We start from the raw sequence: 24884 nt of genomic DNA, 5'->3' as shown, positions 1-24884 counted from the left end.
AGGAATCCGAGGAGGCCGACTGGTCGACCATGACGAGGACGCGCGCCTTCAGATGTCCCCCGGTGAAAACGCGACAAAGTACATAGGAGGTGCACATATCCCCCATCTGACAGATGACGTTTTGAGGCACAACATCCCAGGGAACACCATGCGCGCCCGTTCAACCGCTGCGGTCCTCGCCGCCGCCACTCTGCTTACGCTCACAGGCTGTGAGAGCGCCGATACAGCCAGCAGCGCCACGAAGCCCAGCACCAGCCAAAGCGCCGACGACAAGGCGCCCACCAGCAGTAACCCCGCAAAGGCCGAGACGGCTACCCTGCCCCACATGGTAGGCAAAGGGCTCCAGTCCGCCCAAGACCAAGCCCAGGCCGCCGGGTTCTACAACCTGACTTCGCACGACGACCTCGGCCGCAGCCGTATGCAGGTCCTCGACCGCAACTGGAAGGTGTGCAGTCAGACACCGAAGGCGGGTGAGCAACCGACGGACGTCAAGGTCGACTTCGGTGCGGTCAAGCTCGAAGAGGACTGCCCGGCCAAGGACGAGGGCGCCGTGCAGGATCCTGGCTCGACGATGCCCAACTCGACGTCCCCACCGAGCGTGGTCGTGCTCCGCGTCATCGACGGCGACACCCTCGAGATGCGGGGCGACGGCCGGGTCCTGCCGAAAAATACCGTGGCCCGGGTGCGGCTCCTGGAGATCGATACTCCGGAGCGCGGTGCCTGTTTCGCTGACAACGCCACCGCCCGCACCGCCACACTCCTGCCGCCGGGCAGCCGCGTCCGCGCCGAACGCGATGTCGAACTCACCGACCGCTATGACCGGTACCTGCTGTACGTGTGGAACGAACAGGGCACCTTCGTCAACGAGTCCCTCGTCCGCAGCGGTCACGCCGAGGCGGTCCTCTACCCACCCAACGACAAGTACTGGCCCAGGATCTCTGACGCCGAGGACGCCGCCCAGCAGGCCGGAGCCGGCCTGTGGACCGCCTGCCACCAGCAGCCGGAGACCTCCATCACTCCCCCGGACTCGTCGGCCCCGGACACCCCGGCACGCCCGGATCTCCCGGACGGGCCTCCCGCTGGTGCCCCCGATGTGGACTGCTCGGACCTGTCAGGCCCCGTCTGGGTCGGCCCCGACGACCCGCACCGCCTTGACCGGGACGGTGACGGCATCGGCTGCGAGGCCAACTGATCCGCTGACAGACCACGGTGCGAATAGCGCACGCTGCGAATACTGCCTATCCACCAGTTAGATGGCGGAGTGGAAGCGGCGGAGTACCGGGTGTGGGTGCGCGCCCCGACCACGTACGGCCGGTCGACGGCGTCGACTACGACCAGGTCGTCACCGAGAAGCTGGAGCGGTCGCCGCGGTCGGTGGTCCGCGAGGTCCTCGGGGAGCGCCGGCCTTCAGGGTGGGTGCTGCAGGAGGTGAGCGGCGGGCGCGGTCCCGCCCGGGCGGTCCTGCACGCCCGGGACTGTAAGGAAGCGCCGAACCACGCGCCGCTGCTCGACCTGGACCGCGCCCTGGACGTCGCGGAGAACCCGGCGACACGGCTGTGCACGCCGCCGCGTCAACGTTCTCTGGGCCCTCCTGCGGGACGGACGGTGCTACGAGCTCACGCCGTCGGCGCCCCTGGCCGCTTGACAAACGACATTAGGAATCGGTGAGAATCGCTCAGCTTTCGCTGCGACGGGTCAAGAGCCCCCCGCAGAGACCGGAAGCCTACGCCGCGTGGCGTGGCGTGAGCCCGGCGCGCAGGCGGGTGATATCCCGGACGGGTGGCAGTCCGTAGAAGGCCCGGCATTCGCGGCTGAACTGGGTCGTGCTGGTGTATCCCACGGTGTGGGCGATCTGGGCGGCGGTGGCGTCGCCGGCCAGCAGTTGGCGCCTGGCCGACAGCAGCCGCAAGTGTTTCTGATAGCGCAGCGGGCTCATACCGGTCGCAGCCTTGAAATGGCGGTGCAGGGTCGCCGGGCTCATGCCGGCCTCGGCGGCGATCTGGTCGATGCTCACCGGTTCGGCAAAGCGGTCGACGAGCCAGGTGATGACGCTGCGGATCCGAGTGCTCGGGGCTGCCGCGGCCTGGCGTAGCGCCGGACCGAGCGGGCCGGTCAGCAGCCGGTAGATGATCTCGCTTTCGACGCGTGGTGCCAGGCCGGGATGTCGTTGGGGGCATCCAGCAGGCGCACCAGGCGGGTCACGGCGTCGATCAGTTCAGCGGGCATACCGGCCGTGGCCCGCCAGGCGGGCTCGGCAGCCGGGGGCGGTGCGGCGGGGCCGAGTTCCAGCAGCAGTTCGGTAATGATCTGCTTGTCCAGGGCCAGTACCGCCGAGCGGTAGGGCACCTGTTCAAAGATGGCGGTGACCGGCAGTTGCACGGTATTCAGCAGCATCTGGCCGCCGGGCACGCTCCAGCTCTGCGAGCCGGCGACGGTGTGCTTGGCGCCGGCGGCGATGAAGCTCACCATCGGCTCGTAGAGCAGACGGCTGGGCGGCAGCAACTTGTCGGTCGCGACCAGCGACAGCCGGGGCACTGCGGTGGTGGCCCACGGGCCGTCGCGGTGGTCGGTGATCGCCTGAGCGAGACGGTCCAGCATACGGTTCCCTCGACTGCTCAGCCCGCGCTCCACACGCCGGTCAGGGTGAGACGATCAGGCAATCATACGCGAGTGTTGCCCAATGACCTGCGGATACGTGGACCCCTAGCGTCAGGAGAATGAACGCACAGCACGATACAGAGCACGCCATGCCGCTCCGCTTGCTCGGCTCGCAGGGCTTGACCTCTTCAGCGCTGGGCCTGGGCACGATGGGTATGACCATGGGATACGGCCCGGCCGATGTCGAAGGCGGGATCGCCGCCATCCGCCGCGCTTTCGAGCTCGGCGTCACCCACTTCGACACCGCCGAACTGTACGGGCTGGGCAGCGGCATGAGCGAGCAACTGCTCGGGCGGGCGGTCAAGGACTTCCGCGACGAGGTGGTCCTGGCCACCAAGTTCGGCTACGACCTGACCGATATGAGCCGCTTCGGCCGCGCCTTCGACAGCCGGCCTGAGCACATCCGCGCGGTCGTAGAGGCAAGCCTGCGCCACCTGGGCACCGACCACATCGATGTCCTCTACCAACACCGCGTCGACCCGAACGTGCCGGTCGAGGACGTCGCCGGCACCGTCGGCGAGCTCGTGGCCGAAGGCAAGGTGCGCTTCTTCGGCCTGTCCGAAGCCGGCCCGGACGCCATCCGCCGCGCCCACGCTGTCCACCCGGTCTCGGTCTTGCAGAGCGAGTACTCGCTGTTCGAACGTTCCGTCGAGGCCGAGGTGCTGCCGACAGTCCGCGAGCTGGGCATCGGCTTCGTCGCCTGCTCCCCACTCGGCCGCGGCTTCCTGACGGGGACAGCCACGCCTGCCGCCGGCTGCCCGCCGAACGACCTGCGCGCCCACGACGCGCGCTGGCAGCCCGGCAACTACGAAACCAACCAGACACTGGTCCGTGACCTGGGCGCGATCGCCGAGTGGAAGGGCTGCACAGTGGCGCAGGTGGCGCTCGGCTGGCTGCTGGCCCAAGGCCAGGACATCGTGCCGATCCCTGGCACCCGCAGCGCACGGCGCGTGGCCGAGAACGTCGCCGCCGCGCAACTCAGCTTCACCCCCGAAGGGCTGGATCTGATCGGCTCGCTCCTGCCGAACGGCGCGGCCGGGGACCGCTACCCCGGGCCGATGATGCCCGCCTGGTAGGCCCCGATGTCCCAGCTCAGGCACCAGGGGGCAACTACTGAGATTCCGGGCGTGATGTCGCGTGGCGACGGTGCCCTGAGCTGGGAGTCTCATCGAGCGTCCGGCGACATGATGCCGAGACCATCAGTAACGCGCCCATCGTGCGCAGTTTCTCCACTGAGCTTCCAGGCGATCAGAGCGCCGTCTACATGGCGCGGGTGTGGACGCGAACTGTCGTCACCGCACTGTGCTGGAACTGCTCTATTCTCCGAGCCACCGAAGCCATCAGCCGCCTCGTGGACAACGGTATCCGGCATGGCTTGCCCGAAGACTGGCCCAGCCCAAACCGCGGCTCTCCGTCCGCGCTGCCATCACCGAGGCCGATGAGCTCCTCGTCGACGTGACCGACCTCAATCCGTCATTCCCAGACGCCGGTGCCGCCATACGAGGAGAGAAGGGCCGCGGCCTCTAGCTGCTCGCAAGGCAGGGCTGCAAAGTCGTCTGGTTCCTGCACCACGAAGGACCCGGCAAGACCGTACGCGCCGTGCTCTCCCCCGGACCGGTGGACCCTTGAGCCGGAAACAGCCCGGCCGGCTGTCTCCTCCCGCGCCGGTCCGCAACCGTGGGGTGGGGCCGCAAGTCCCGGCCCCGCGGTATCGCACGACGACCCTTCTTCTCCTGGAGCACATCCGTGGCAACACACCGCCTGACCGAGATGCCCGCCGACGCGCTGAAGGCGATCGACACGGTCGCCGGGCCGTGCGCGACGTTGAGATGATGTCGGCCGGCTACAACAGCGAGATTTCCGCTCGCCTGCACCTCGACAACGGCACGGTCTTCGTCAAAGGGCTGCGCCAGGACCACCCGCGGGTGTGGACACAGCAACGCGAGGCCGACATCAACCCGTACACGAGAGGTCTTGCCCCTGCCCTCCGCTGGCAGATCAGAAAGGGGCGATGGGACCTCCTGGGCTTCGAAGACCTCGGTGGACGGCACGCCGACTACTCTCCCGGCTCTCCTGACGTCGAACTCGTCCTTCAGGCCATGTGGTGCCTCGCCTCTGCTACGCCGCCCTCCGGAGTCGAGTTGAAGACGATGCCTCAACGCTTGAGCGCTCACCTGACGGACCCGGCAGATCTGCGGTTCTTCGAGGGCACCGCGCTGCTGCATACCGACTGGAAACCCGACAACGTCCTCATCGTGGACGGACACGCCTCGTCGACTGGGCGTGGGCTTCCAGGGGCGCAGCCTGGGCTGACGCTGCCCTGTGGGTGATCTGGCTCATCGCTTCAGGCCACAGTGCTGCCCAAGCCGAGAGTCTGGGTGCACTGCATCCCGCCTGGGACGTCACACCGGTAAGGCACCTCGACGCATTCGCGCGCGCCCAGCAACGGTTGTGGGAGTCGATCGCACGCGCTGACCAGCCCGACGAGTGGACGCACAAGCTGCACGTCGCGGCACAGACCTGGGCGGAGCACCGTGGGCAGTGACGCCGCCTTGAAGGTCGACGCGCCGAGAATCCGGCGAGCGTGTCAGCGTGTGTTGCGGGAAATGCCGCCGCCTCAACGTGACGAGTTGACGGCGCTCATGCAGGAACTCGAAGGGCACGCCCGGCAGTCGGTTGGCGAGACGACGAAGCACGTGCCGGACATGAACGACCTCCACGCCGGAGACCATGGCGCCGTCAGGGCGGTGAGCTGCCGACCGAGCCGGGCCACAGCGTGCACCAGGGCGAACCCCTCGGACGGTGGGTGCGCGCCCAGCGCCTGGGCTGGGACAAACTCACCACCGTCGAGCAATGGATGTGTGAGCACATCCCTCGGCATCGAGCCCGCCACCGAGGACGAGAAACCCAAGCCGCGAACCTCGCAGGCCGACAATTGGGCACTCAACTACGCCGCCGCCCAGCAGTTCTACGAACGCGAGGGAAGAGGCGCTGAATATCAAGCTGGGGGCCTGGATCGGCAACCAGCGCAGCAGGGCCGCGACCCTCTCCCCCGAACGCGTTGAACAGCTCTCCAACATCGGCATGCGCTGGACATAGGCGCACGGACTGCGACTCAACGGAGGCAGGATCTCTCCTCCGTCACAGAGCAGGCAGCGTCCGTGGGCATGCGTCGTTGACGAGCCCAAGCAGCTCGCACCGGCTGCGCAAGGGGCACCCGTGGTGTGTCCAGCCGCTGCGCACGGCGGACCGTCCCTCGTCACCCGGCAGGACCCAGCCCCAGCTCATCGGCATAACTGCCTGGCCGGGGCCTGCCGAATCCCATCCAGCCGCCGTTTGGGACTCAGCCGCCGCTCTTGCGTCGGAACGACCGCTGGTTCGCAGCCGGGCCGTGCGCGCCGCGGATCTTTGACGCGTCGGTGTTCGCGGCGATGTCGGCGGCGGCCGCCTGCATACCGCGCTTGCGCGCCAAGGCCTCCCGGAACTTGCGCTTCAGGTCGTCCTGGCCGTCATCGTCGGGCGAGAGGACAGGGCTCTCGACGTCAGCTGACTCCGAACCTTCTTGCGACGGAGACTCTGCGGTCATGGTGACCTCCTGGGTTCGGGCAGTGCCAAGCACAGCTTGTCATGCCAGGCACCGCATGAGACATCGGCGGCCGGCATCAGCCAGCGGCCGTCGCTCGCAGCTGTCACGCAGGCCTTGGCCGCGGGCGGCGTGGGCGGGCGCAGCCTGGCCGTCTGCGCCACGCGCAGCAGGAGGGCACGGTTGCCTGGCGTAGCTGTGACTGAGCGCTCCGCACGCCGAGGTGCGCCGCGCAGCAGCAGCCAACCAGGCGACGCCCCCACCCCTGCTGGCGGCACTGCTCACCAGCGAGGGCCTGCCCCCGGCGCTGCGATGCCTGGTCTGCGACCGCGAAGAGACGCCGTTCGTGCACGACCCGCAATGCCCGCGAAACGACTGCGATCTGCTGCCGGGCGACTCCTGTGACGGCACCCACGAGTCCACCGTGCACGAGACACAGAGAATGGCACTGCAGAACCCGGCCACACCCACCCATGCCGTCGTCCGCTTCGTCAATCACCCTTCGCCGCTGCTTCGCTGGGCACTCGCCGCTCGCTGCGACCTGCTGTCGGAGGTGTACGGACAGCTCGCCATGGACCCCCACGCCGGTGTCCGAGCCGACCTCGCCGGAAATCCCTCGATCGAGGACGCTCTCATCCGAGCGCTGGCCGGCGACCGTGGCCACGATGTGCGGCGCAGGCTCGCCCACAATCCGCGCGTGCCGCTCGACGTGCTCATCCGCCTGGCCGGCACCACCAAGATCGGCGCAACCCTGCTGCCGCGGATTGCCGCCGCTTCTCCCGCCGAGATTGAGGAGCTGGCCCAGTCGCCGGAGCCGGCCACGCACGGATGCTCGTGGCTCAACGACGCGATCTACCGACCGGCATCCGAGACGCGCTGGCCACCGACCCCGACGCGAAAGTGGTCAAGTCCATCGCTTCACACCCAGGCCTTTCCGAACCGCAGGTGCGCGCCATGGTCGACCGGCACGGAGTCCGTGTCATCGCCAAGGTGGCGGCCAACCCGGACGCGACTCCGGCACTGCTGGAGGACTTGACCCGGCACGAACCCCCGGCACAGAAAGCGTTCCGCGAGATCGCCCGGCACCGCAACGCGACGGGCCCGGCGCTGCACAACTGCTTGGCAGACAGACAGGCGCGGCCCCTGGCCGCCAGCCATCCGGCCCTTCCGCCGCACGTCATCGCGGAGCTGCTCACCAACACCGACTGGCAGGTGGCAAAAGCCGCAGCCGCCAACCCGTCGCTGCCGCTCGCCGTGATGATGAATCTCGTGCCCCAGCTGTCATCGCTCTGCTCTCCGGATGAAACGCTCCGCGGGCTGCCGGCGCCCCGGTGTGGTGCCCGAGGCTGAGGTGGAGCTGGCCTGGGAACAGGCCGTGGACGCTGGCCCTGGCCGAGTTCAGGGGACGATCGCGGCGATCACAAGGCCGATCGGCAGGAACACGACGGCCGCGGACATGAGCCAGCCCACCTTCCATGAGGTCCTGTCGCCGACCTTGACGCACAGAACCGTCATGAGCATCAGGAGCGCCTTCGGATCACGCTCCCCTGCGATCAGCGCCTTGAGCATCCGGCGCCCGGAGACGCCGAGGAAGTCGGAGACCACCGAGGTCAGTTTGATCCCGCAGTCTTCCAGCAGGTTCTGCAGACGCTGGGCCTCCCGGGCACGCTCGCGCACCACATCGGTGCGGTACCGGGTCAGGTCACGCAGCTGCCGGATCGGCTGGGGCGGCACGAACGAGGGGCGGACCAGTCCGTGTTCGACCAGCTTGGCGATCCACTCCGAGTCCTTCACATCGGTCTTGCGGCCCGGGACCGCCTTCATGTGGCGGGCGTTGAGCAGCCAGCACTCCATGTCGTTCTCCAGCAGGTAGAACACGGGCTTCCAGTACGAGCCCGTGGCTTCCATCCCCACCACCGTGACGCCCTCGGTCAGCAGCCAGTCCCGCATCGCCAGCAGCCCCGACGTCATCGCCGGGAATGTCCTCACCTCCCCGCGGCGCCGGGTCCCCTTCCCGCGTCCCGGGACCCGGATACACACCTTCACGTCCGCCTTGCTGATGTCGATCCCGGCGCAGCGTTCATAGACCACGTCCACCGCCGGCTCCCTCCCTCTCATTCCTGTTGGGCACGGCCGCCCGGCGGGGGCCCAGGAGGCGAAAGAGTCTGATACGCGTGCTCGAAGCAACACTTCCGAGCGCCTGACGAGCGGGTCCCCGGCATCCTGCTGATTGACGGGCTCGGACACGCCAAGTGGCCACGACGTCAGCCGGACAGCCGTACCCGATTTCCCGCCCTCGGGGATCCTGCTGGCCAATATCGTGTCCTGGGGTGTGGGGATGCTGTTGGCAGCGTGGTGGCCGGTCTTGTCGTTCCCGGCCGCTGGGGTGGGAGTCATGTCGTTGCGGCCGGAGGAGTGGCCCGAGATCCCTGACGCGACGGCGCGGGTTGCACGGGCAGCGGCAGGACGCGGGGCACCGCCGTTATCGATGCGGGTGCGGGACGAGCTGGGCGGGCTGTTCGCGGATGCGGAGTTCGCCGAGGCGTTCGGCCGCCGGGGCCGGCGTGGATGGTCGCCGGGACGGCTGGCGATGGTGACCGTACTGCAGATGGCGGAGAACCTGACCGACCGCGCCGCCGTTCAGCGGGTCCGCTTTGATCTGTCGTGGAAGTACTGCCTGGGTCTGGACCTGGAGGATGTCGGCTTCGACGCCTCGGTGCTCTCCGAGTTCCGCACCCGGGTGGTCGACCACGGTCTGGAGGAGCGGGTGCTGGATCTGCTGCTGTCGGCGCTGAAGGAGAAGGGTCTGGTCAAGGCCGGAGGCAAGCAGCGTACCGATTCCACGCATGTGCTGGCGGCGGTGCGGGAGTTGAACCGGCTGGAGCTGGCCGGGGAGACGGTGCGGGCCGCGTTGGAGGCCCTGTCCGCCGCGGCCCCCAACTGGGTGGCGCAGGTGCTGGAGGTCGGCGAATGGAACCGGCGTTACGGGCGACGGATCGACGCGTACTGGCGCCCGCCCGGCTCCCAGACTCAGCGGGACCAACTTGCCCTGGACTACGGGCGCGACGCAGTGGCCTTGCTGCGGGCGGTCTACCATCCGGCCACGCTGGTCTGGCTGCGCGAACTGCCCGCGGTCCAGACGTTGCGGCGGATCACCGTGCAGAACTACCTGATCACCACCGTGGGCGGGCGGGAGGTGGTCAAGCGGCGGGAGGCGGACAAGGACGGTCTCCCGCCCGGCAGAATCCGCCTCACCTCGCCCTACGACCTCGATGCCCGCTACGGCACCAAAGAGGATCTGCACTGGACCGGATACAAGCTCCACATCAGCGAGGTCTGCCAACTGCCCGGGCCCGATGACGAGGTTCCGCGGCCAGGCCGGCGGGCACGTCCCACCGTCCCGAACATGATCACGCATGTCGCGACGACGGATGCGCCCGTGCCCGACGTGAAGCTGGTCGAGCCCGTCCATCAGGCTCGCGCCGACCGCGGCCTGCTGCCCGCCGAGCACTATCTGGACTCCGGCTATGCGAGCGCCGAACTCATCGTCGGTGCCCAGGCCGCCCTCGGCATCACGCTGGTCACGCCGCTGCTGACGGGCACGTCCCGCCAGTACCGGGAGAACGCCGGCTACCAGCGCGAAGCCTTCGCCATCGACTGGGACGCCCGCCGGGCCACCTGCCCCCAGGGCGCCACCAGCCGGTTCTGGAGCCCGGCCAAACAGAAAGGCCGCGACGTGATCGTGGTCCGCTTCGACCAGGCCGCCTGCGGGCCCTGCCCTGTCAGAGCAGAATGCACCAACGCCACCCGCTGGGGCCGTCAACTCACCCTGCGGCCACGGCCGCTGCACGAACTCATCCACGCGAACCACAGAGCCCAGGAAGACCAGGATTGGCGGGCGAAGTACGCCCTGCGGGCCGGCGTCGAGGGCACCATCCGCCAGGCCATGGCGGTCACCGGCACCCGCCGGGCCCGTTATCGCGGACTTGGAAAGACCCGTCTTGAGCACGTCTACTCCGCCGTCGCGCTCAACCTGATCCGCCTCGATGCCTGGTGGAACGGCCAGCCCCTCGACCACACCCGCACCAGCCACCTCGCCCGCCTCGACCTCACCCTCGCCGCATAACCCCATATTTGGCCAGCAGGATCCTCGGGGCGACGCCGACAGTCATCCGGCTTGCCAATTGGGAGACGCGACGCGATCGCTTTGTCTCCTCCGAAATTGACAAGGCGCGCCCGGTGCGGCGTCATCGGCAGGTTGAGTCTCACTGCGAACTCCTCATAGCGACGAATGCTGGTCGGGGTCCAGAGCTGGCAAGGTGCTCGGCTCGTGAAACTGGTACTGACTGAGCCGGTGATACGCACCGCCGGCTCGCAGTAGCTGCGTGTGCGTTCCCTTCTCCACGATCCGACCGTCCTGCAGTACGACGATGACGTCGGCGTCGCGGATGGTGGAGAGCCGATGAGCGATCACCAGGCATGTGCGGCCATGACGCAGCCGCGAGGTCGCCCGTTGCAGGAGGAGCTCGGTGCGGGCATCAACCGCACTGGTGGCCTCATCGAGGATCAGCACGGCTGGGTCAGCGATGAACGCGCGCGCGATGCAAATCAGCTGTCGCTCGCCCTCGCTCAGGCGTCCGTCCGCACTGTCGACCACCGTGTCGTAGCCTTGTGGAAGAGCGTTCACGATGTGGCTGACACCACAGACCTGAGCGGCCTGCTCGACCTGCTCAAGTGTGGCATCCGGCCGCCCGTAGGCGATGTTGTCGCGAATGGTTCCGCCGAACAGCCACGGCTCTTGAGGAACGAGCCCGATCTCGGAGCGCAACGCGTCCCGTGACACCGAGGTGATGTCTGTGCCGTCGACGAGGATGTGTCCACTGCCAACGTCGTAGAACCGCATCAGCAGGTCCATCAGGGTCGTCTTCCCGGCGCCCGACGCGCCGACGATCGCCGCGGTCCGCCCCGGCTCGACGACCAGGTCGAGGTCCTTGATGGTCAGCTCGCGGTCGTAGCCGAACGATACGTGCTCGAACGTGATCCGGCGCGGCCGAACGGCCGACAGCCGTCCCTGGCTACCAGGGTCCTCCTCCGGCTCGTCGAGAAGGGCGAACACGCGGGCAGCCGACGCGATACCCGACTGGAACAGGTTGGACATCGAGGCGAGCATTCCGAGTGGCTGTGAGTACTGTCTCGAGTACTGGACGAACGCAACGACTCCGCCCAGGGTCAGCTGCCCGCTGATCACCCTGAAGGCACCGACGACGCAGAGCAGGACGTAACTCAAGTTTCCGATGAACAGCACCAGCGGGGCGATCAGGCCGGACACGAACTGCGCGAGATGGCTCGCCTTCTTCACCTCGTCGTTCCTGTTCGCGAACGTCTCGCGGAACGCGCCTCCGCGGTCAAACACGGTGACGAGTTCGTGGCCGGAGTAGGACTCCTCGATATGCGCGTTGAGTTCTCCGGTCAGTCGCCACTGGTCGCCGAACAGCCGTTGGCTTCGCTTCGCCATCACGGCCCCGATAGCGAAGGTCAGCGGTATCGAGATCAACGCAAGCAGTGTCAGCAGGGGTGAGATGCTCAGCATCATGGCCAGTGCGCCGACGACCGTGAGCAGACCGAAGAGCAACTGGGTCAGCGTCTGGCTGAGCGAGGTCGCGATGTTATCGATGTCGTTGGTCATCCGTGACAGCAACTCGCCGCGTGAAGAGCCGTTGAGGTAGCGGACCGGAAGCCGATTGAGCTTCGCCTCAACGTCGTTACGCAGAGTTTGCATGATGCGAGCGATCGCGCTGTTCTGGATATACTGCTGGCCGAATCCCGCCAGGGTGCCGAGGCTATATAGGCTGGCGGCTATCAGCAGTAGATGTCCTACATAACCGAAGTCGATGCCGGACCCGGGCGTGACGTTCAGCCTCTCGATAATGTCCGCGAAGCTGTTTCGGCCGCTGTCGCGCAGCGCCTGCGCGGCAGCCTCTTTGGTTTGTCCTGTGGGCAAACCGGCGCCCAGGGTGCCGGCCAACACCGCATCGATCGCACGGCCCCAGATCCGCGGGCCGACCAGGTAGGCCAGTACGCCGAACACAGCCAGAGCGAGCGAACCGATCACCGACATCCGGACTTGCCGGAACAGGCCTGCCAGTCGGCGCGACGTTGCGGCGAAGCTCGCGCCGTCTTCGAGCTGACCACGCTCCCGGCGGCTCATGTCGATGCCCCGATCGCGTCCTGCGAAGCCACGAGCTCCTGGTACGTCTGACAGCTGTCCATCAGTGATTGATGTGTCCCGTCGCCGACGATGCTGCCCTCGTGGAGCACCACGATCCGTTCGGCACTGCGGATACCGGCAGTCCGCTGCGTCACCAGCAGGACTGTCGCGTCGGCCGTGGCTGTGCGCAGCGCTGCCAGTAGCCGTGCGGATGTTTCGGAATCGAGCGCCGAGACCGGATCGTCAAGGAGGAAGACCCGCGGGGCGGCAACGAGTGCGCGGGCAATGCACAACCGTTGCCGCTGGCCGCCGGAGACGTTCGTTCCACCCTGGACGATCGGTGACTCGAGTCCGTCGTCCAACGCGGCGACGAACTCGCGAGCCTGCGCGACCTCCAGCGCCTCCCAGAGTTCGGCGTCAGTGGCGTCCGGCCTGGCCAGCCGCAGATTGCTTGCGACCGTACCTCTGAAAAGCAGCGACCGCTGCGGAACGATCGCGAGCTGACCGCGCAGCACAGTGAGATCGATGGTGCGCAGATCAACGCCGTCCAGCCGGACGGATCCGGATGTCGCGTCCTGAAGTCTCGCGACGATCGACAGCAGGGTGGTCTTGCCGGCACCCATCGATCCGACGATCGCCACCGTGCCGCCGGGCTCAACCCGTAGGTCGATGCCGGACAGGACGTCAGCATCGGCGCCCGGGTACCGCAGCGCAACGCCGCGCAGCTCCAACTCACCGCGAATCGGGACCGACCTGGCGGGTACGCCCGATGGCCGGAGCATAGGGGTGGAGTTGAGCACCGCCTGAATACGTTCCGCCGCGACCATCACTCTTGGCAACATCATCACCGCCGAGGCGGCCATCATGGCTGCCCCGAGGATCAGGCCCAAGTAGGTGACGTAGGCTGTCAGACCGCCGATCAGCAGATGTCCCGACTCGACCCGGTGGCCACCGAACCACACCACGGCCAAGATCGACAGATCGGTGATCAGCATGACGGCCGGAACGAACGTCCCGTTCAGCAGCCCCATTGACCGGGTTGCCACCGCCAGCTCGTTGTTCACCTGCCCGAACCGCTCGGCCTCGAAGCGCTCGCGGGTGAACGCGCGAATCACCGTGAGACCCATCAACTGCTCGCGCAAGACCCGGTTGATCGCATCCAGCCGGTCCTGCATCCGGCGCGACACCCGCGTCATCCAGCGAAGGATCACCGCCAACGCCACACCCAGTACGACGACTGCCACGACGATGAGAAGGGACAGGCCAGCATCCGCACGCAACGCCATATAGGCCCCACCCAGCATCGTGATCGGTGCGGCGGCCGCCACTGTGCCGAGGGTGAGCAGAAACGCTTGTACTTGCTGAACGTCGTCGGTGCTGCGAGTGATCAGCGTCGGCGTGCCGAAGTCCTGATGTTCCCGGCTGGAGAAAGTCGCGATCTTGTCGTAGACGTCTGACCGCAGGTCGTGCGCAGCGTTTGTGGCCGCGCGCGTTCCGGCATAGGACGAGATCGCCGCTGCCAGCAACTGGACGATACTGACGACCACCATCCACCCGCCGGCCGTCCAGATGTGCCCGACGTCCGTGCGCAGTAGGCCGTTGTCGATCAGATCCGCATTGATCGTCGGCAGATACAAGGTGGCGGTGACGCTGACCAACTGGAAGACGGTCAGGCCAGCGAACCACCATCGGTGCTTGGCGAACTGAGCAAGGACCAGCCGCATCGGTCAACCTTTCGTGGGAGGTGCTCAGGCGATGACGAAGCTGGGGTGCAACAGTCCGGCGGGGTCGTACTTACGGGCAAGCTGCAGCAATCGGTCACGACGCTCGGCGTCGAACAGTTCTGCGGCGGCGCGTTGGTCGGGTCGTCCGAGAGTGAAGTTCGGCGAGCTGCCTACGGCGGTCCCGGACCAGCCGGCCAACAGTTCATCCTGCAGCGCCCGCGCACTTGCCGCGTTCGACTTGGTTGTCGGGGCTACCACACCTACGACACACAGCAGGTACATCGCCTCGCGGTGGCTGACTGCGTTCGGCACCCTCGGCGGAGTGGACAGCGCCCCACCGAGATGACGAACCGAAATGATGGAGGGAACCGACCGGCCTGGCGCCGACGCGGCGATGGCGTCGCGGAGGCGTTCCTGGTCGATCGCCCGCAACAAGACATTGTCGGCGACATACGCATGCGGCTGATCCGGTTCACTGAAGACGGTGTCGGACCGCCGGTACGGGATCTCCCGCAAACCGTCGTATGCAGGCTTCAACGCCCGCAACGGGGCCACCAACTCGTCTGCCTCCGCAGCCGAACCCAGGTAGGCGATCTGGACATGGGCCATGTGCCGCTTGGAAACCTCAAGCGTGGTCGTCGCCGAGGTCATCTCCGGGGGCATTGTCGCCGTCCAATGCAACCAGGTTGAGACCACCTCCGGCGTCTCGCCCAGGTCGAACATCAAACCGCCCCCGACCAGCCTGGCGACCGGCATCAAGGCCATCTCCAGCGCGGTCACAATGCCGAAGCTCCCGCCACCGCCGCGGAGCGCCCAGAACAGGTCCGGCTCCTCGTGTTCCGAAACTGTCAGCAGGGAGCCGTCGGCGGTGACCAGTTCCAAGCGCGTGACATGGTCCGCGGCGAAGCCGTAGCGACGAGCCATGAGCCCGATGCCGCCGCCGAGCGTGTAGGAGACAGCGCCGACACCGGGCATGCTCCCAGACAGCGGTGCCAGATCGTAGCGTGCGGCGGCCTCGATCACGTCGCGCCACCGCGCTCCAGCGCCCACCCGTGCGGTGCCGGCGCCGGGGTCGACATCGACGTTGTCCATCCTTCGCGTCGACACCAATACACCTTCACCGGCGAGCGGGTTGGCGAGTCCATGTCCTGTGGCCTGGACCGCGATCGGCATACTTGCCTCCGCGGCGTGCCGGACGGCCGCCACGACGTCGTCGGCGTCCCGTGCCGCCACCACGAGAGCTGGCTGATGTTGCTCCCGCAACTGGAAGCCGGCACGGTGCTCGTCGTATTCGGCAGACCCTGGGTGGTACGCCACCGGTGATTCGGCGTCGGTCGTGTTGGCACTCATCGCGAGCACCTTTCTGGATCGGCGGGTGGGTGCGCGCACCCACTCGGCGAACAGGCAGGTCGTAGGTGCGCAGCCACCAGCCTGACCGGAATATGCGCCGCATCGTGTCGCAATTCCTGTAAAGATCGGGTGTGTGACCCCAGATCGCTTCTTCACCCTGATGCTGCTCCTCACATCGAGGGACGCCGTGACCACGCAGGAACTTGCCTCGGCGCTCGGGGTGTCCCTTCGCACCATCACCCGGGATCTGAACTGGCTCCGCGACGCCGGTCTGCCGGTGACCGCACAGCGGGGCCGCCTCGGAGGCGTGACCATGCCGCCCGGATCCGGACTCGACCTCACGCGACTCACACCGGGCGAGCGTGATCAGCTGTCGCTCACCGGGCTGGACGAGAAGCAACGTGCGGAACTCGACGGATCCGTCGAGAGCCGGCGCGCGCTCGCCAAGATCGCCGCCGCACAGCCACGTCGAGTTCACGAACTCCTGCCGCTCACCGACGTGGTGCACGTGGACAGCCGCCCCTGGCTCCAGACACGAGCCTTCGGCACGACTCCGGCTTCGCTGATCGGCTCAGTGCGGCGAGGTCGCCGGATGCGGATCGAGTACGACAGCCCACGCGAGTCATGCCCGCGCGACCTGGTCGTGGATCCCTACGGGCTGTTGGCCAAGGCCGGCATCTGGTACCTCGTCGCCGACCGTGCCCAAGTGCCACGGATGTACCGACTCGAACGGATCACGACGTGGCAAGAAGTCGACCAGCCACGACGGATCCGCGAGAACCAGACCCTGGCCACCGTCGCTGCAGCGCTCATTGATCAGTGGGAACACAACCACGCGATAGAGATCAGCGCCACCATCGACCAAACCCAGATCGAGCGAGCCCGACGGATCTTCGGCCAACGACTCGTCTGGGACGACCATGAGGCATCCGCCACCGGCCACAAGGTAACGATCCGCTTCCTGCATCTGGAGGACGTGCGAGCACTACTGCCGTTCGGGAGCGCCATCACTGTGCACGGCCCCACCGAAGCCAGGGCTCACCTCAGCTACCTCGCCACCAACCTTGCCCACCACTATGCGCCGTCACCAACGTCCTGACCCGCAACACCAGATGATCGATTCCAACGGGTGCCTGCGGAGGGTGTGGGGGTGGGTGGTCAGGCGTCGGGGTCGACTTCGGGGTGCGTGAACCGCACGGGCTTGCCCAGCGACCGGGCGTAGGCGATTTCGGCTCGGGTGCTGTCTCCGATGTAGTCGCCGACTACGAGCACCTCATCAGCGAGCCGGATCTTCGCTCGGTGTAGATCGTCGAGTCGAACCTTCAGCGCCTCGGCCTCGACAGGATCGGACCAAAATTCGTGCGGCGACTTCATGTCGCAACCCGGCTTGACGACAATCTTTCCGGCTTTGGTCTCCCGCAGATCAGCCTCGGTCATCTCGGCCATGAAACGGGTGGAGCCGCAGATCACGACGATACGCGGGAGGCTCAGCTGCTTCTTCGCGTCGGCGAGTTTCTCCTCGGGTGTGAGCGGTTGCGGGTATGACACTGGTTCCTCCTGGGTGGGGTGGTCCAAGGGGTGCCTGCGGAGACGAGAATGAGCGTGTCCAAGATCGTCTTATGGCGTGAACACCCTCGCGGCCGAACTGGTCACCCTCGCCATGATGCGGACCGCCCGGCGACAGTACTCGGCGCACGGCCCCGCAGTGCCACCCGGGCTCCACAGCCTCGTCAACGAGATGGCCGCCCAACAGCCCCTTCAGGCGCCAGCACCACACCTGTCGCAGTGGCCAGACTCCCGATCAATGGCGCTGAGCTGACCAACGTGAACCACTCACTAACGCCACAGCCCAGAACCCCAGAGAATGGGCGGCTGCCGGATGCGACGGCGTTGGACGGGGTTATGTGACCTGTACGGGTGTCTCAGCCCCAAGGTGTCTCAGGCGGCGCAGCTCCCATGGACGAGGCGTGACGGGCGTCGTGGCCCCGTGCCGCAGCGGCCGCTCAGAGGTGGCCGTCCAGGAACTTCCGTACCTCGGCGATGGTCATAGGCCCCGTGCCGTGCGCCACCGCCTCTCCCTCCTTCAGCAGGACGTAGGACGGGGCTCCGGTGATCCCGTATCGCTCGGTTGCGGCCGGACAACGCGTGATGTCGGTGCGGACGGCCGTCAGGCGGCCCGTGTAGTCGTCGGCGATGCCACCCACGACGAGGTCCATCACCCGGCAGGACTCGATTGCTTTGGGCCATGTCCCGGTGAAGTATGCGAGGACCGGAACTCCGCTCATCCTGAGGATGAAATTGAACTCCGCGTCCTCACGGGGTCGGTGAACCCGCTTCGCCATGGAAGCTCCTGATCTCACGTTCCGTCATTCCATCCCTATCATCCCTCGCGCGGTGTGCCAGGCCGGCCCGGTCGGTCGTCCGGCTGTTCTGTCGGATGGGAGGCACGGGGCCGTCGCAGAACCACGGTGGTCCCCGGCGCGAGCGGCTCGGCCCTCCGCCCCTGGTTACCCGGCCTGGCCTCCCCGCCGGTCACCCAGCTGCAGCCCGCCGCGCGCGCCCGTGGGTCAGCTCGTGCCAGACAGCGCCCTCCACGACGCCATGAAAGCTGTTTTCCAGGGCACAGCGGCCCAGCTCACCGACCAGATGCTCGATGAGCGCGTCAACGAGCGGGCCGGTGCGCATCGTCCACCGGATCCAGTCGAGCCGTATCCGCCACCGCGCTTCTCAGAGACAGCGCCCCCGACGGGCTTCCCGAGGCCTTGTCTGGTCTCACATCAACCCCGGTCTCAGCTGGCTCGTACCGCTCTTCCCCGGGCCGCATGAGCCAGCTGATGGCACCGAGAACGAGCCACGATTCCTGGACCGCTCGCGGACGCGGTCGTGGACGGTCGAAGTACGCGTCAGCTGACCCGAAGACCGACCGCCAGCGTCAGTTCGAGGACCCGGTGTGGCGATGCGAGATCCGGAAACAGCTCCCGAAGCTGCGACATCCGGTACCGGACTGTCTGGGGATGGACGAACAACGCCGCCGCCACCTCGTCCCGCCTGCCCTGGTGCAGCAACCACGCCCGCAACGTCTCCTCCAGCCGCCGTGCGGTCGCGACAGGCAAGGTCCGCAACGGTGCGAGGGCTCGGGCACGCAGGTCTGCGAACGCGTCCACGTCGGCGCTCAGCACCAGCTCGGGCAGGTGGTCCTCGGTGTCGCGAATATCAGAGGAGAGGGAGCGCGCGCGTACGGCTCGTGCGTACGAGGCGGACGCACGAGTCCATGGCCGGGCCGGGCCGACCACGGCGGTGCGGTCGCTTAGCTGCCGCAAGAGATGTGATCGGTCGGCATCGGGGACGAGCAGCACACCGGTGGTATCCGGCAGATCGTCGAGGACGAGGGTGCTCGGGTCGAGCGTGCGGTAGGCAGGCCGGGCCTGGGCGGCGGGCAGCAGGACCGCGGTCAGTGAAACCGGAGGCTGCCACCCGGCCCGTTGAACAGAGGCCAGCAGCACGTCCGGGCTCGCGCCGGCGAGGAGGTCGCGGGCCAGGTGTTCCAGGTGGCGCTCCTGGTCCCTGCCCCGGGCGGCCAGTTCGTCGGCGTGGCCCGCGGCGCTCGCGGCGGAGAGCTCGTCGATGTAGGCGAAGGTCAGCTCGGCGAACTTGGCGACCTCGGCGGCGGGCAGTCCTGCGGGTACGGCACCCGCTGCCAGGCATCGCCAGGCCACGCGGGCGCCGACGCGGTAAGCGCTGAGCAGGGCGTCCATCGGACGGCCGTCGCGCACCTCGCCGCGGCCCAGCTCGTAGGCTGCGTCACCGGCGTCGCCGCCTGAGGCGTTCCCGCTCGCGAGGTCCAGGTAGTGCCCCAGGGCGGTGCGGACGGCTCGGCGGATGGTGCCGCCCATGCGGCCCGAAAGGGCGTTGGCGTAGGAAGGGACCTCGTCGATGATCGCCTGGACGACCTCGTCGGCGGTGCTCTTCAGCGCGGCCCGAAGTGCGGTGACCGTCGTCTCGTCCAGGGCCAGTTCGCTGGCCCTCCGGATTGCATGGCTCACGTTTCTATTCCCTGCGAACAATTCAGCCAGCCAGATTCACGTCCTGCGGTCAGGACTTTACGCCTTGAGGCGCAGCAAGCTGGAGTCATGACGAGTACAGCCCTCCGCAGCAGGGCGTGGAAACTGCTGGAGATGGTCACGACGCCGCTGCTGCCGTCGGACTACCTCGACCTGGTCAGCCCACTGCGTGCGGGCGCTGACCTGCGTGGGCGCATCGAGGCCGTGCACCCCGAGACGGGTGACGCCGCGACCATCGTGATCAGGCCGGGACGGGGCTGGCGCGGCCACACAGCCGGTCAGTACGTGCGGATCGGGGTCGACGTCGACGGGGTGCGCCTGTGGCGTGCCTACTCCCTCACCTCGCCGACCAACCGCCAGGACGGCCGCGTCACGATCACCGTGAAGGCGATCCCGGACGGCAAGGTCAGCAACCACCTGGTCCGCAGGGCGAAACCGGGCACGCTGATCCAGCTCGACCAGCCGACCGGTGACTTCGTGCTGCCGCAGGCCAAGCCCGCCAAGGTGCTCTACCTGACGGCCGGCAGCGGCATCACGCCCGTGATGGGCATGCTGCGCGACACCGAGTTCGACGACGTCGTCATGGTCCACTGCGCGCCACAGCCGCACGACGTGATCTTCCGCAACGAGCTGCGCGACCTGGTCGCGGACAAGAAGCTGCGGCTCACCGAGGTGCTCACCGACACAGACGGCATGCTCGACATCGCCCGTCTCGGCGAACTCGTGCCCGACTGGGCCGAGCGCGAGACCTGGGCCTGCGGGCCCGCGGGCCTGCTCGACGCCGCCGAAGAGCACTGGACCGAGCACGGCGTCCAGGAGCGCCTGCACACCGAACGCTTCCGCCCCAGCATCGTCGTCGCCGGCGACGGCGGCGAGGTCACGTTCAGCACCACCGGCAAGACCGTCGACGCGGACGGCGCCACGCCGTTGCTGGACATCGGCGAGGAGGCCGGCGTGCTCATGCCCTCCGGGTGCCGCATGGGCATCTGCTTCGGCTGCGTCACGCCGCTCAAGGCGGGCGCCGTACGCGACCTGCGCACCGGCGAGATCACCGAGGCCGAGCCGGGCGTCCTCATCCAGACCTGCGTGTCCGCCGCGGCGGGCCCCTGCGACATCGAACGGTAGGAGCACCTTGACCGCCATCGACCCCACCGCCCACCTGACCGCGGAGCAGATCGAGGAGCTGGGCCGCGAGCTGGACGCGATCCGCGACGAGGTGATCGCCGGCCGCGGCGAGAAAGACGCCGCCTACATCCGTAAGGTCATCTCGGCGCAGCGCAAGCTCGAGCTGGTCAGCAGGGGCGTGCTGCTGTTCTCGATCTTCCCGCCCGCGTGGCTGATCGGCACCGCCGGTCTGTCCGTGGCGAAGATCATGGACAACATGGAGATCGGCCACAACATCCTGCACGGCCAGTGGGACTGGATGCGCGACCCGAAGATCCACTCCACCACCTGGGAGTGGGATCACGTCTCGCCGTCCGAGCAGTGGAAGCACTCGCACAACGAGCTGCACCACACGTACACCAACGTGATCGGCAAGGACAACGACCTCGGCTACGGCATCATGCGCGTCGACGAGGACCAGAGGTGGCACCCGTTCCACCTCGGCCAGCCGCTGTGGAACTTCCTCAACGCCTGCTTCTTCGAGTACGGCATCGCAGCGTACGACCTGGAGCTCGGCAAGAACCTGAACAAGCGCCGCCGCAAGAACCCGGAGTTCCGCGAGCGGGCCAAGGCCGTGGGCCGCAAGATCCGCAAGCAGGTGCTCAAGGACTACGTGATCCACCCGCTGTTGTCGGGCCCGTCGTTCCTCCCCACGCTCGCCGCCACGTTCACCGCGAACCTGGTCCGCAACCTCTGGACCCACTCGGTGATCATGTGCGGGCACTTCCCCGAGGGCGTGCAGGTCTTCGAGCGCCGGTCGATCAAGGGCGAGACGCGCGGCCAGTGGTACCTGCGCCAGATGATGGGCTCGGCGAACATCAGCGGCAGCAAGGCCATGCACTTCATGACCGGCAACCTGTCGCACCAGATCGAGCACCACCTGTTCCCGGACCTGCCGAGCAACCGGTACGCCGAGGTCGCGGTGAAGGTGCGCGCCCTGTTCGAGAAGTACGAGCTGGAGTACGTCACCGGGCCGCTGCCCAAGCAGGTGTTCTCCGCGTGGCACAAGGTCTTCCGGCTCGCACTGCCGAACAAGATGCCCAAGGTCAAGACGCCGGACCGCGAGCAGGAACTCGTCGCGGCCTGATTCCCGGTATTGGTTCAGACCTTTCGGGTACCGGCGGCACCGCCGGGTTCGGTGAGATCCGCTGCGGACGGTGGGCGACCGCGACGTCAGACCGTACGACACGGGATCCGGGGCAGCCCGGGGACTCCACGAAACGGGGTGCAGCTCATCCCGCTTCGATCACCTCGTTGACGTCGAATCCGTCCACCATCCCGAAGCCGAGGCCTGGGCGCCTTCTCCCCGCTCAGAAACCACTCCCCGCTCCCGCCCGTCAGCCCCTGTGCGCTGCGACGCGCGTTCGACCAGACGGGGATCACACCACGCGAGATGTGGAGGGACCGGGTGCTGGATGAAGCCCGGCACACCGCCGATCCGGTCCACCTGGTGCACCTGTTCGGCATTCACCCCGGAACCGCCGTGCGTTACGTCCACGCCGCCCACCCTGACAAGGCCCTGCCTCCCATCCGCTGAGCCAGCACACACCATCAGCCCACGTAGGCGCCTGTTCCTGGTCCGCCCGCGGCATAAGCGGCCACTCACACACTCCCGCCACCCGTCCTCGGGCCTTGAGGTCCAGCCTCGGCTCGGGCTGGATACAGCATGCATCGTTCGTTATAGTGAACGTAGAGTTCGTCAATTTGAGCGAGGGTGTCATGCAGGTCCCCGCCTACTACGCGGATACACACGAGGAGCAGGCCCAGAGCCGAGTCGCTGCCATGGGGGAGCGCGACGGCACACCGTGGGTGGCGGTCGAGCACTGTCTGTTCCACCCCCAGGGCGGCGGTCAGCCGGCCGACCGCGGTTGGGTGGACGGTCACGAGATCGCCCCCGTGCGGGATCCCGACTCCGGCCTGGTCGTGGCCGTGGCCTGCGGCGAGACGGCGCTGCCGGTCTTTTCGGTCGGGCAGTCGGTCGAGGTCCGCATCGACCTCTCAGTGCGCCTCGCGCATGCCGCCCTGCACACCGCCGGTCACCTGATCGAGGCGGCCGGACGGGCACAGGGCTGGGTGCTGGCCGCCAACAACCACTTCCCCGGCCAGGCTCGGATCGAGTTCACCGCGCCGACGCCCGACGCTCGCCTGGACACCCCGGAGGGCCGGGAGGAGACCACTGAGGCCCTGCGGACGGAGGTCGCCAAGGCCATTGCCGAAGACCTGCCCGTGACCTGGGAGAACGACGCCGACGGTCGTCGCATCGTTCACCTTGCTCATCTGCACTCGGCTCCGTGCGGGGGAACCCACGTGCGCAGCCTCGGCGACCTCGCCGACGTCGTGCTGCCGACGCTGAAGGTCAAGAAGGGCCGCATCCGCGTTTCCTACAGCGCCAGCCACCGGGAGCGCTCATGACGCCGCCGCCAGAAGAGCGCCGGCCCGCCAGCAGCACTGCGATCGCGGTCGGAGCTCAGATCCGCCAGCGCCGCGAGCAGCGTGGCATGAGCAGCGCCGAGCTGGCCCGCAGGGCGGGCCTGGGCAAGGCGACGCTGTCGAAGCTGGAGGCCGGGCGGGGAAACCCGACGATCGAGACCCTCGACGCGCTCGCGATCGCCCTGCGCATCCCATTGACCGACCTCCTGGCCCGAGACACCGACCCGGGGCCGGTGTTCGTACCCGGCACCGATCTGGCCGACGGCGAGGTGGGACGCGAACTGCTGCGCCGTATCAGCAGCGGCAACAGCCTGGAGATCTGGCGGCTGCGCATGCCCCCCGGAACACACCTGGACGGCGTGCCGCACGCGACCGGCACCATCGAGCACCTGCTCGTCTCCTCCGGTCACCTCACTGCCGGGCCTGCCGACGCCCCCACCGACCTGCGCCCCGGAGACCTGCTCGCCTTCGCGGGAGATGCCCCGCACGTCTACCACACAGGCCCCGAGCCGGCCGATGTCACTGTCGTCATCGCCTCCCCCATCATCAGCTGAAAGACATCCCCGAACATGAGCATCGCCGCCCCCACCGCGCCCCAGCGGATATTCACCAGCGACAACACCGCCGGCGCCTCGCCCGAGATCGTCCAAGCCGTCACCGCCGCGGCCGCCGGCCAGGATCTGCCCTACGGCGCCGACCGGTTCACCGCCAGCGCTCGCGCCCGCTTCGCCGAGATCTTCGAACGCGACGTCGACGTCCTGCCCGTCTCCACCGGGTCCGCGGCCAACGCCCTGAGCCTGGCCGCCCTCACCCCGCCCTGGGGCAGCGTGCTGTGCCACCGCGACAGCCACATCAACACCGACGAATGCGGCGCACCGGAGTTCTCCACAGGCGGGGCCAAGCTCGTTTCCCTGTCCGGCGACGACGCACGGATCGACCCCGCCCAGCTGCACGCGGCCGCGACGCGGAAAGTCGGCGACGTGCACAGCGTGCAGCCCTCCGTGCTCAGCATCACCCAGGCCACCGAGACCGGCGCCCTCTACACCCCTGACGAGATCCGCGATCTGGCCCGCATCGCCAAGGACTCGGGTCTGCGCGTCCACATGGACGGAGCCCGCTTCGCCAACGCGGTCGCCGCCCTGGGCTGCACCCCGGCCGAGCTGACCTGGCAGGCCGGCATCGACGTCCTCTCCTTCGGAGCGACCAAAAACGGCGCCATGACCGCCGACGCCATCGTCGTCTTCGACCGTGCCCTGACCCCGGAACTGTCCTTCAGGGCCAAGCGCGCCGGCCAGCTCACCTCCAAGATGCGCTTCCAGTCCGCCCAGCTGGACGCCTACCTCACCGACGGCCTGTGGCTGCGCAACGCCGTCCACGCCAACACGATGGCCGAACGCCTGGGCACCGGGCTCAAGGCCATTCCCGGCACCGATCTCCTGCACGCCGTCGAGGCCAACATTCTCTTCTGCCGCCTCCCCCAGACGGTCATCGACCAGCTCCTGGCCGAGGGATTCACCTTCTACCACGACCGCTGGGAGCCGGGCGTTTGCCGCTTCGTCACCTCCTTCTCCACCACCGAACACGACGTCGACACTCTCCTTGAGGCCGTACGCCGCCTCGCCATCTGACGCTTGGCAGAGCGGAGGCGCCCTGGTGGTGGAAGTCTGCGCCGACGTCGCCCGGGACAGTGCCGGGCGCTGGCGCCA

General features: G+C 67.8%; 22 protein-coding genes and 2 pseudogenes. 14 read left to right on the top strand and 10 right to left on the bottom strand.

What is annotated here, in order from left to right:
• The first annotated feature begins 325 nt into the window (after positions 1-325).
• Positions 326-1192 carry a thermonuclease family protein gene (locus tag QFZ76_RS48815; protein ID WP_307679714.1) on the top strand — a complete coding sequence of 289 codons (867 nt, stop codon included), beginning with the start codon at positions 326-328 and terminating at the stop codon, positions 1190-1192.
• A 60-nt stretch (positions 1193-1252) separates the two neighbouring features.
• Positions 1253-1563 (top strand): annotated as a pseudogene (locus QFZ76_RS48810) (DUF6233 domain-containing protein); the annotation flags it as partial.
• Between the two features lie 160 nt (positions 1564-1723).
• Here QFZ76_RS48810 and QFZ76_RS48805 read toward each other — a convergent pair.
• Both QFZ76_RS48805 and QFZ76_RS48800 read right to left on the bottom strand, forming a co-directional pair.
• Positions 1724-2014, bottom strand: a complete 291-nt coding sequence (locus QFZ76_RS48805) for a helix-turn-helix transcriptional regulator (protein ID WP_307679712.1) — start codon at positions 2012-2014, stop codon at positions 1724-1726.
• A 98-nt stretch (positions 2015-2112) separates the two neighbouring features.
• Positions 2113-2598: an AraC family transcriptional regulator gene (locus QFZ76_RS48800; RefSeq protein WP_307679711.1), complete on the bottom strand. Its 486-nt coding sequence runs from the start codon at positions 2596-2598 to the stop codon at positions 2113-2115.
• A gap of 119 nt (positions 2599-2717) precedes the next feature.
• Here QFZ76_RS48800 and QFZ76_RS48795 point away from each other — a divergent pair, with 119 nt between their 5' ends.
• From QFZ76_RS48795 to QFZ76_RS52090, 3 genes are all read left to right on the top strand, one after another.
• Positions 2718-3734: an aldo/keto reductase gene (locus QFZ76_RS48795; RefSeq protein WP_307679710.1), complete on the top strand. Its 1017-nt coding sequence runs from the start codon at positions 2718-2720 to the stop codon at positions 3732-3734.
• 738 nt (positions 3735-4472) lie between these two features.
• A complete protein-coding gene (locus tag QFZ76_RS48790; protein ID WP_307679709.1) occupies positions 4473-4988 on the top strand; it encodes a hypothetical protein in 516 nt (171 codons plus the stop codon).
• Between the two features lie 604 nt (positions 4989-5592).
• Complete coding sequence (locus QFZ76_RS52090; protein WP_373464580.1) at positions 5593-5757, top strand: helicase associated domain-containing protein; 165 nt, start codon at positions 5593-5595, stop codon at positions 5755-5757.
• A gap of 244 nt (positions 5758-6001) precedes the next feature.
• Here QFZ76_RS52090 and QFZ76_RS48780 read toward each other — a convergent pair whose 3' ends face one another.
• Entirely contained in the window at positions 6002-6244 is a 243-nt protein-coding gene (locus QFZ76_RS48780; protein WP_307679708.1) for a DUF5302 domain-containing protein, read from the bottom strand.
• A 208-nt stretch (positions 6245-6452) separates the two neighbouring features.
• Here QFZ76_RS48780 and QFZ76_RS48775 point away from each other — a divergent pair.
• Positions 6453-7591: pseudogene (locus QFZ76_RS48775) on the top strand (hypothetical protein); the annotation flags it as partial.
• Positions 7592-7639: 48 nt separating this feature from the next.
• On the opposite strand, the gene QFZ76_RS48770 reads toward QFZ76_RS48775, so the two are convergent.
• Positions 7640-8338 carry an IS110 family transposase gene (locus tag QFZ76_RS48770; protein WP_307679707.1) on the bottom strand — a complete coding sequence of 233 codons (699 nt, stop codon included), beginning with the start codon at positions 8336-8338 and terminating at the stop codon, positions 7640-7642.
• A 391-nt stretch (positions 8339-8729) separates the two neighbouring features.
• On the opposite strand from QFZ76_RS48770, the gene QFZ76_RS48765 reads away from it, so the two are divergent.
• On the top strand, positions 8730-10367 hold the full coding sequence (locus QFZ76_RS48765) for an IS1182 family transposase (protein ID WP_307679706.1): 1638 nt from the start codon (positions 8730-8732) through the stop codon (positions 10365-10367).
• Between the two features lie 153 nt (positions 10368-10520).
• Here the strand turns inward: QFZ76_RS48765 and QFZ76_RS48760 are convergent, their stop codons facing one another.
• The 3 genes from QFZ76_RS48760 to QFZ76_RS48750 are packed head-to-tail and all read right to left on the bottom strand — an operon-like array spanning position 10521 to position 15523.
• Positions 10521-12449: an ABC transporter ATP-binding protein gene (locus QFZ76_RS48760; RefSeq protein WP_307679705.1), complete on the bottom strand. Its 1929-nt coding sequence runs from the start codon at positions 12447-12449 to the stop codon at positions 10521-10523.
• Positions 12446-14173: an ABC transporter ATP-binding protein gene (locus QFZ76_RS48755; RefSeq protein ID WP_307679704.1), complete on the bottom strand. Its 1728-nt coding sequence runs from the start codon at positions 14171-14173 to the stop codon at positions 12446-12448. Before QFZ76_RS48755 ends, QFZ76_RS48760 begins: the two co-directional genes overlap by 4 nt.
• A gap of 24 nt (positions 14174-14197) precedes the next feature.
• A complete protein-coding gene (locus QFZ76_RS48750) occupies positions 14198-15523 on the bottom strand; it encodes an FAD-binding oxidoreductase (protein WP_307679703.1) in 1326 nt (441 codons plus the stop codon).
• A gap of 133 nt (positions 15524-15656) precedes the next feature.
• Between QFZ76_RS48750 and QFZ76_RS48745 the strand changes: the two genes are divergently transcribed.
• Positions 15657-16622 carry a YafY family protein gene (locus tag QFZ76_RS48745; protein WP_307679702.1) on the top strand — a complete coding sequence of 322 codons (966 nt, stop codon included), beginning with the start codon at positions 15657-15659 and terminating at the stop codon, positions 16620-16622.
• Between the two features lie 59 nt (positions 16623-16681).
• On the opposite strand, the gene QFZ76_RS48740 is transcribed toward QFZ76_RS48745, so the two are convergent.
• The 3 genes from QFZ76_RS48740 to QFZ76_RS48730 form a co-directional block, all read right to left on the bottom strand.
• The gene (locus QFZ76_RS48740; protein WP_307530573.1) at positions 16682-17071 is read right to left on the bottom strand and encodes a hypothetical protein; all 390 of its coding nucleotides are present in this window, start codon (positions 17069-17071) and stop codon (positions 16682-16684) included.
• A 455-nt stretch (positions 17072-17526) separates the two neighbouring features.
• The gene (locus tag QFZ76_RS48735; RefSeq protein ID WP_307679701.1) at positions 17527-17865 is read right to left on the bottom strand and encodes a co-chaperone YbbN; all 339 of its coding nucleotides are present in this window, start codon (positions 17863-17865) and stop codon (positions 17527-17529) included.
• A 561-nt stretch (positions 17866-18426) separates the two neighbouring features.
• Positions 18427-19566, bottom strand: coding sequence for a CdaR family transcriptional regulator (locus tag QFZ76_RS48730; protein WP_307679700.1), 1140 nt, complete (start codon positions 19564-19566; stop codon positions 18427-18429).
• A gap of 87 nt (positions 19567-19653) precedes the next feature.
• On the opposite strand from QFZ76_RS48730, the gene QFZ76_RS48725 reads away from it, so the two are divergent.
• From QFZ76_RS48725 to QFZ76_RS48700, 6 genes are all read left to right on the top strand, one after another.
• Entirely contained in the window at positions 19654-20709 is a 1056-nt protein-coding gene (locus QFZ76_RS48725) for a ferredoxin reductase (protein ID WP_307679699.1), read from the top strand.
• Positions 20710-20716: 7 nt separating this feature from the next.
• Entirely contained in the window at positions 20717-21835 is a 1119-nt protein-coding gene (locus tag QFZ76_RS48720) for an acyl-CoA desaturase (protein WP_307679698.1), read from the top strand.
• A gap of 321 nt (positions 21836-22156) precedes the next feature.
• Entirely contained in the window at positions 22157-22285 is a 129-nt protein-coding gene (locus QFZ76_RS48715) for a hypothetical protein (RefSeq protein WP_307679697.1), read from the top strand.
• 167 nt (positions 22286-22452) lie between these two features.
• The gene (locus QFZ76_RS48710) at positions 22453-23160 is read left to right on the top strand and encodes a metal-dependent hydrolase (RefSeq protein WP_307679696.1); all 708 of its coding nucleotides are present in this window, start codon (positions 22453-22455) and stop codon (positions 23158-23160) included.
• Complete coding sequence (locus tag QFZ76_RS48705) at positions 23157-23732, top strand: helix-turn-helix domain-containing protein (RefSeq protein WP_307679695.1); 576 nt, start codon at positions 23157-23159, stop codon at positions 23730-23732. The genes QFZ76_RS48710 and QFZ76_RS48705 overlap by 4 nt, the downstream gene beginning before the upstream one ends.
• A gap of 15 nt (positions 23733-23747) precedes the next feature.
• Positions 23748-24806, top strand: a complete 1059-nt coding sequence (locus tag QFZ76_RS48700; RefSeq protein ID WP_307679694.1) for a low specificity L-threonine aldolase — start codon at positions 23748-23750, stop codon at positions 24804-24806.
• Positions 24807-24884 lie beyond the last annotated feature (78 nt).

It is taken from the genome of Streptomyces sp. V4I2 (assembly GCF_030817655.1).
In the GTDB taxonomy this organism is placed as follows: domain Bacteria; phylum Actinomycetota; class Actinomycetes; order Streptomycetales; family Streptomycetaceae; genus Streptomyces; species Streptomyces plumbiresistens.
This window is presented reverse-complemented; position numbering and strand designations above follow the sequence as displayed.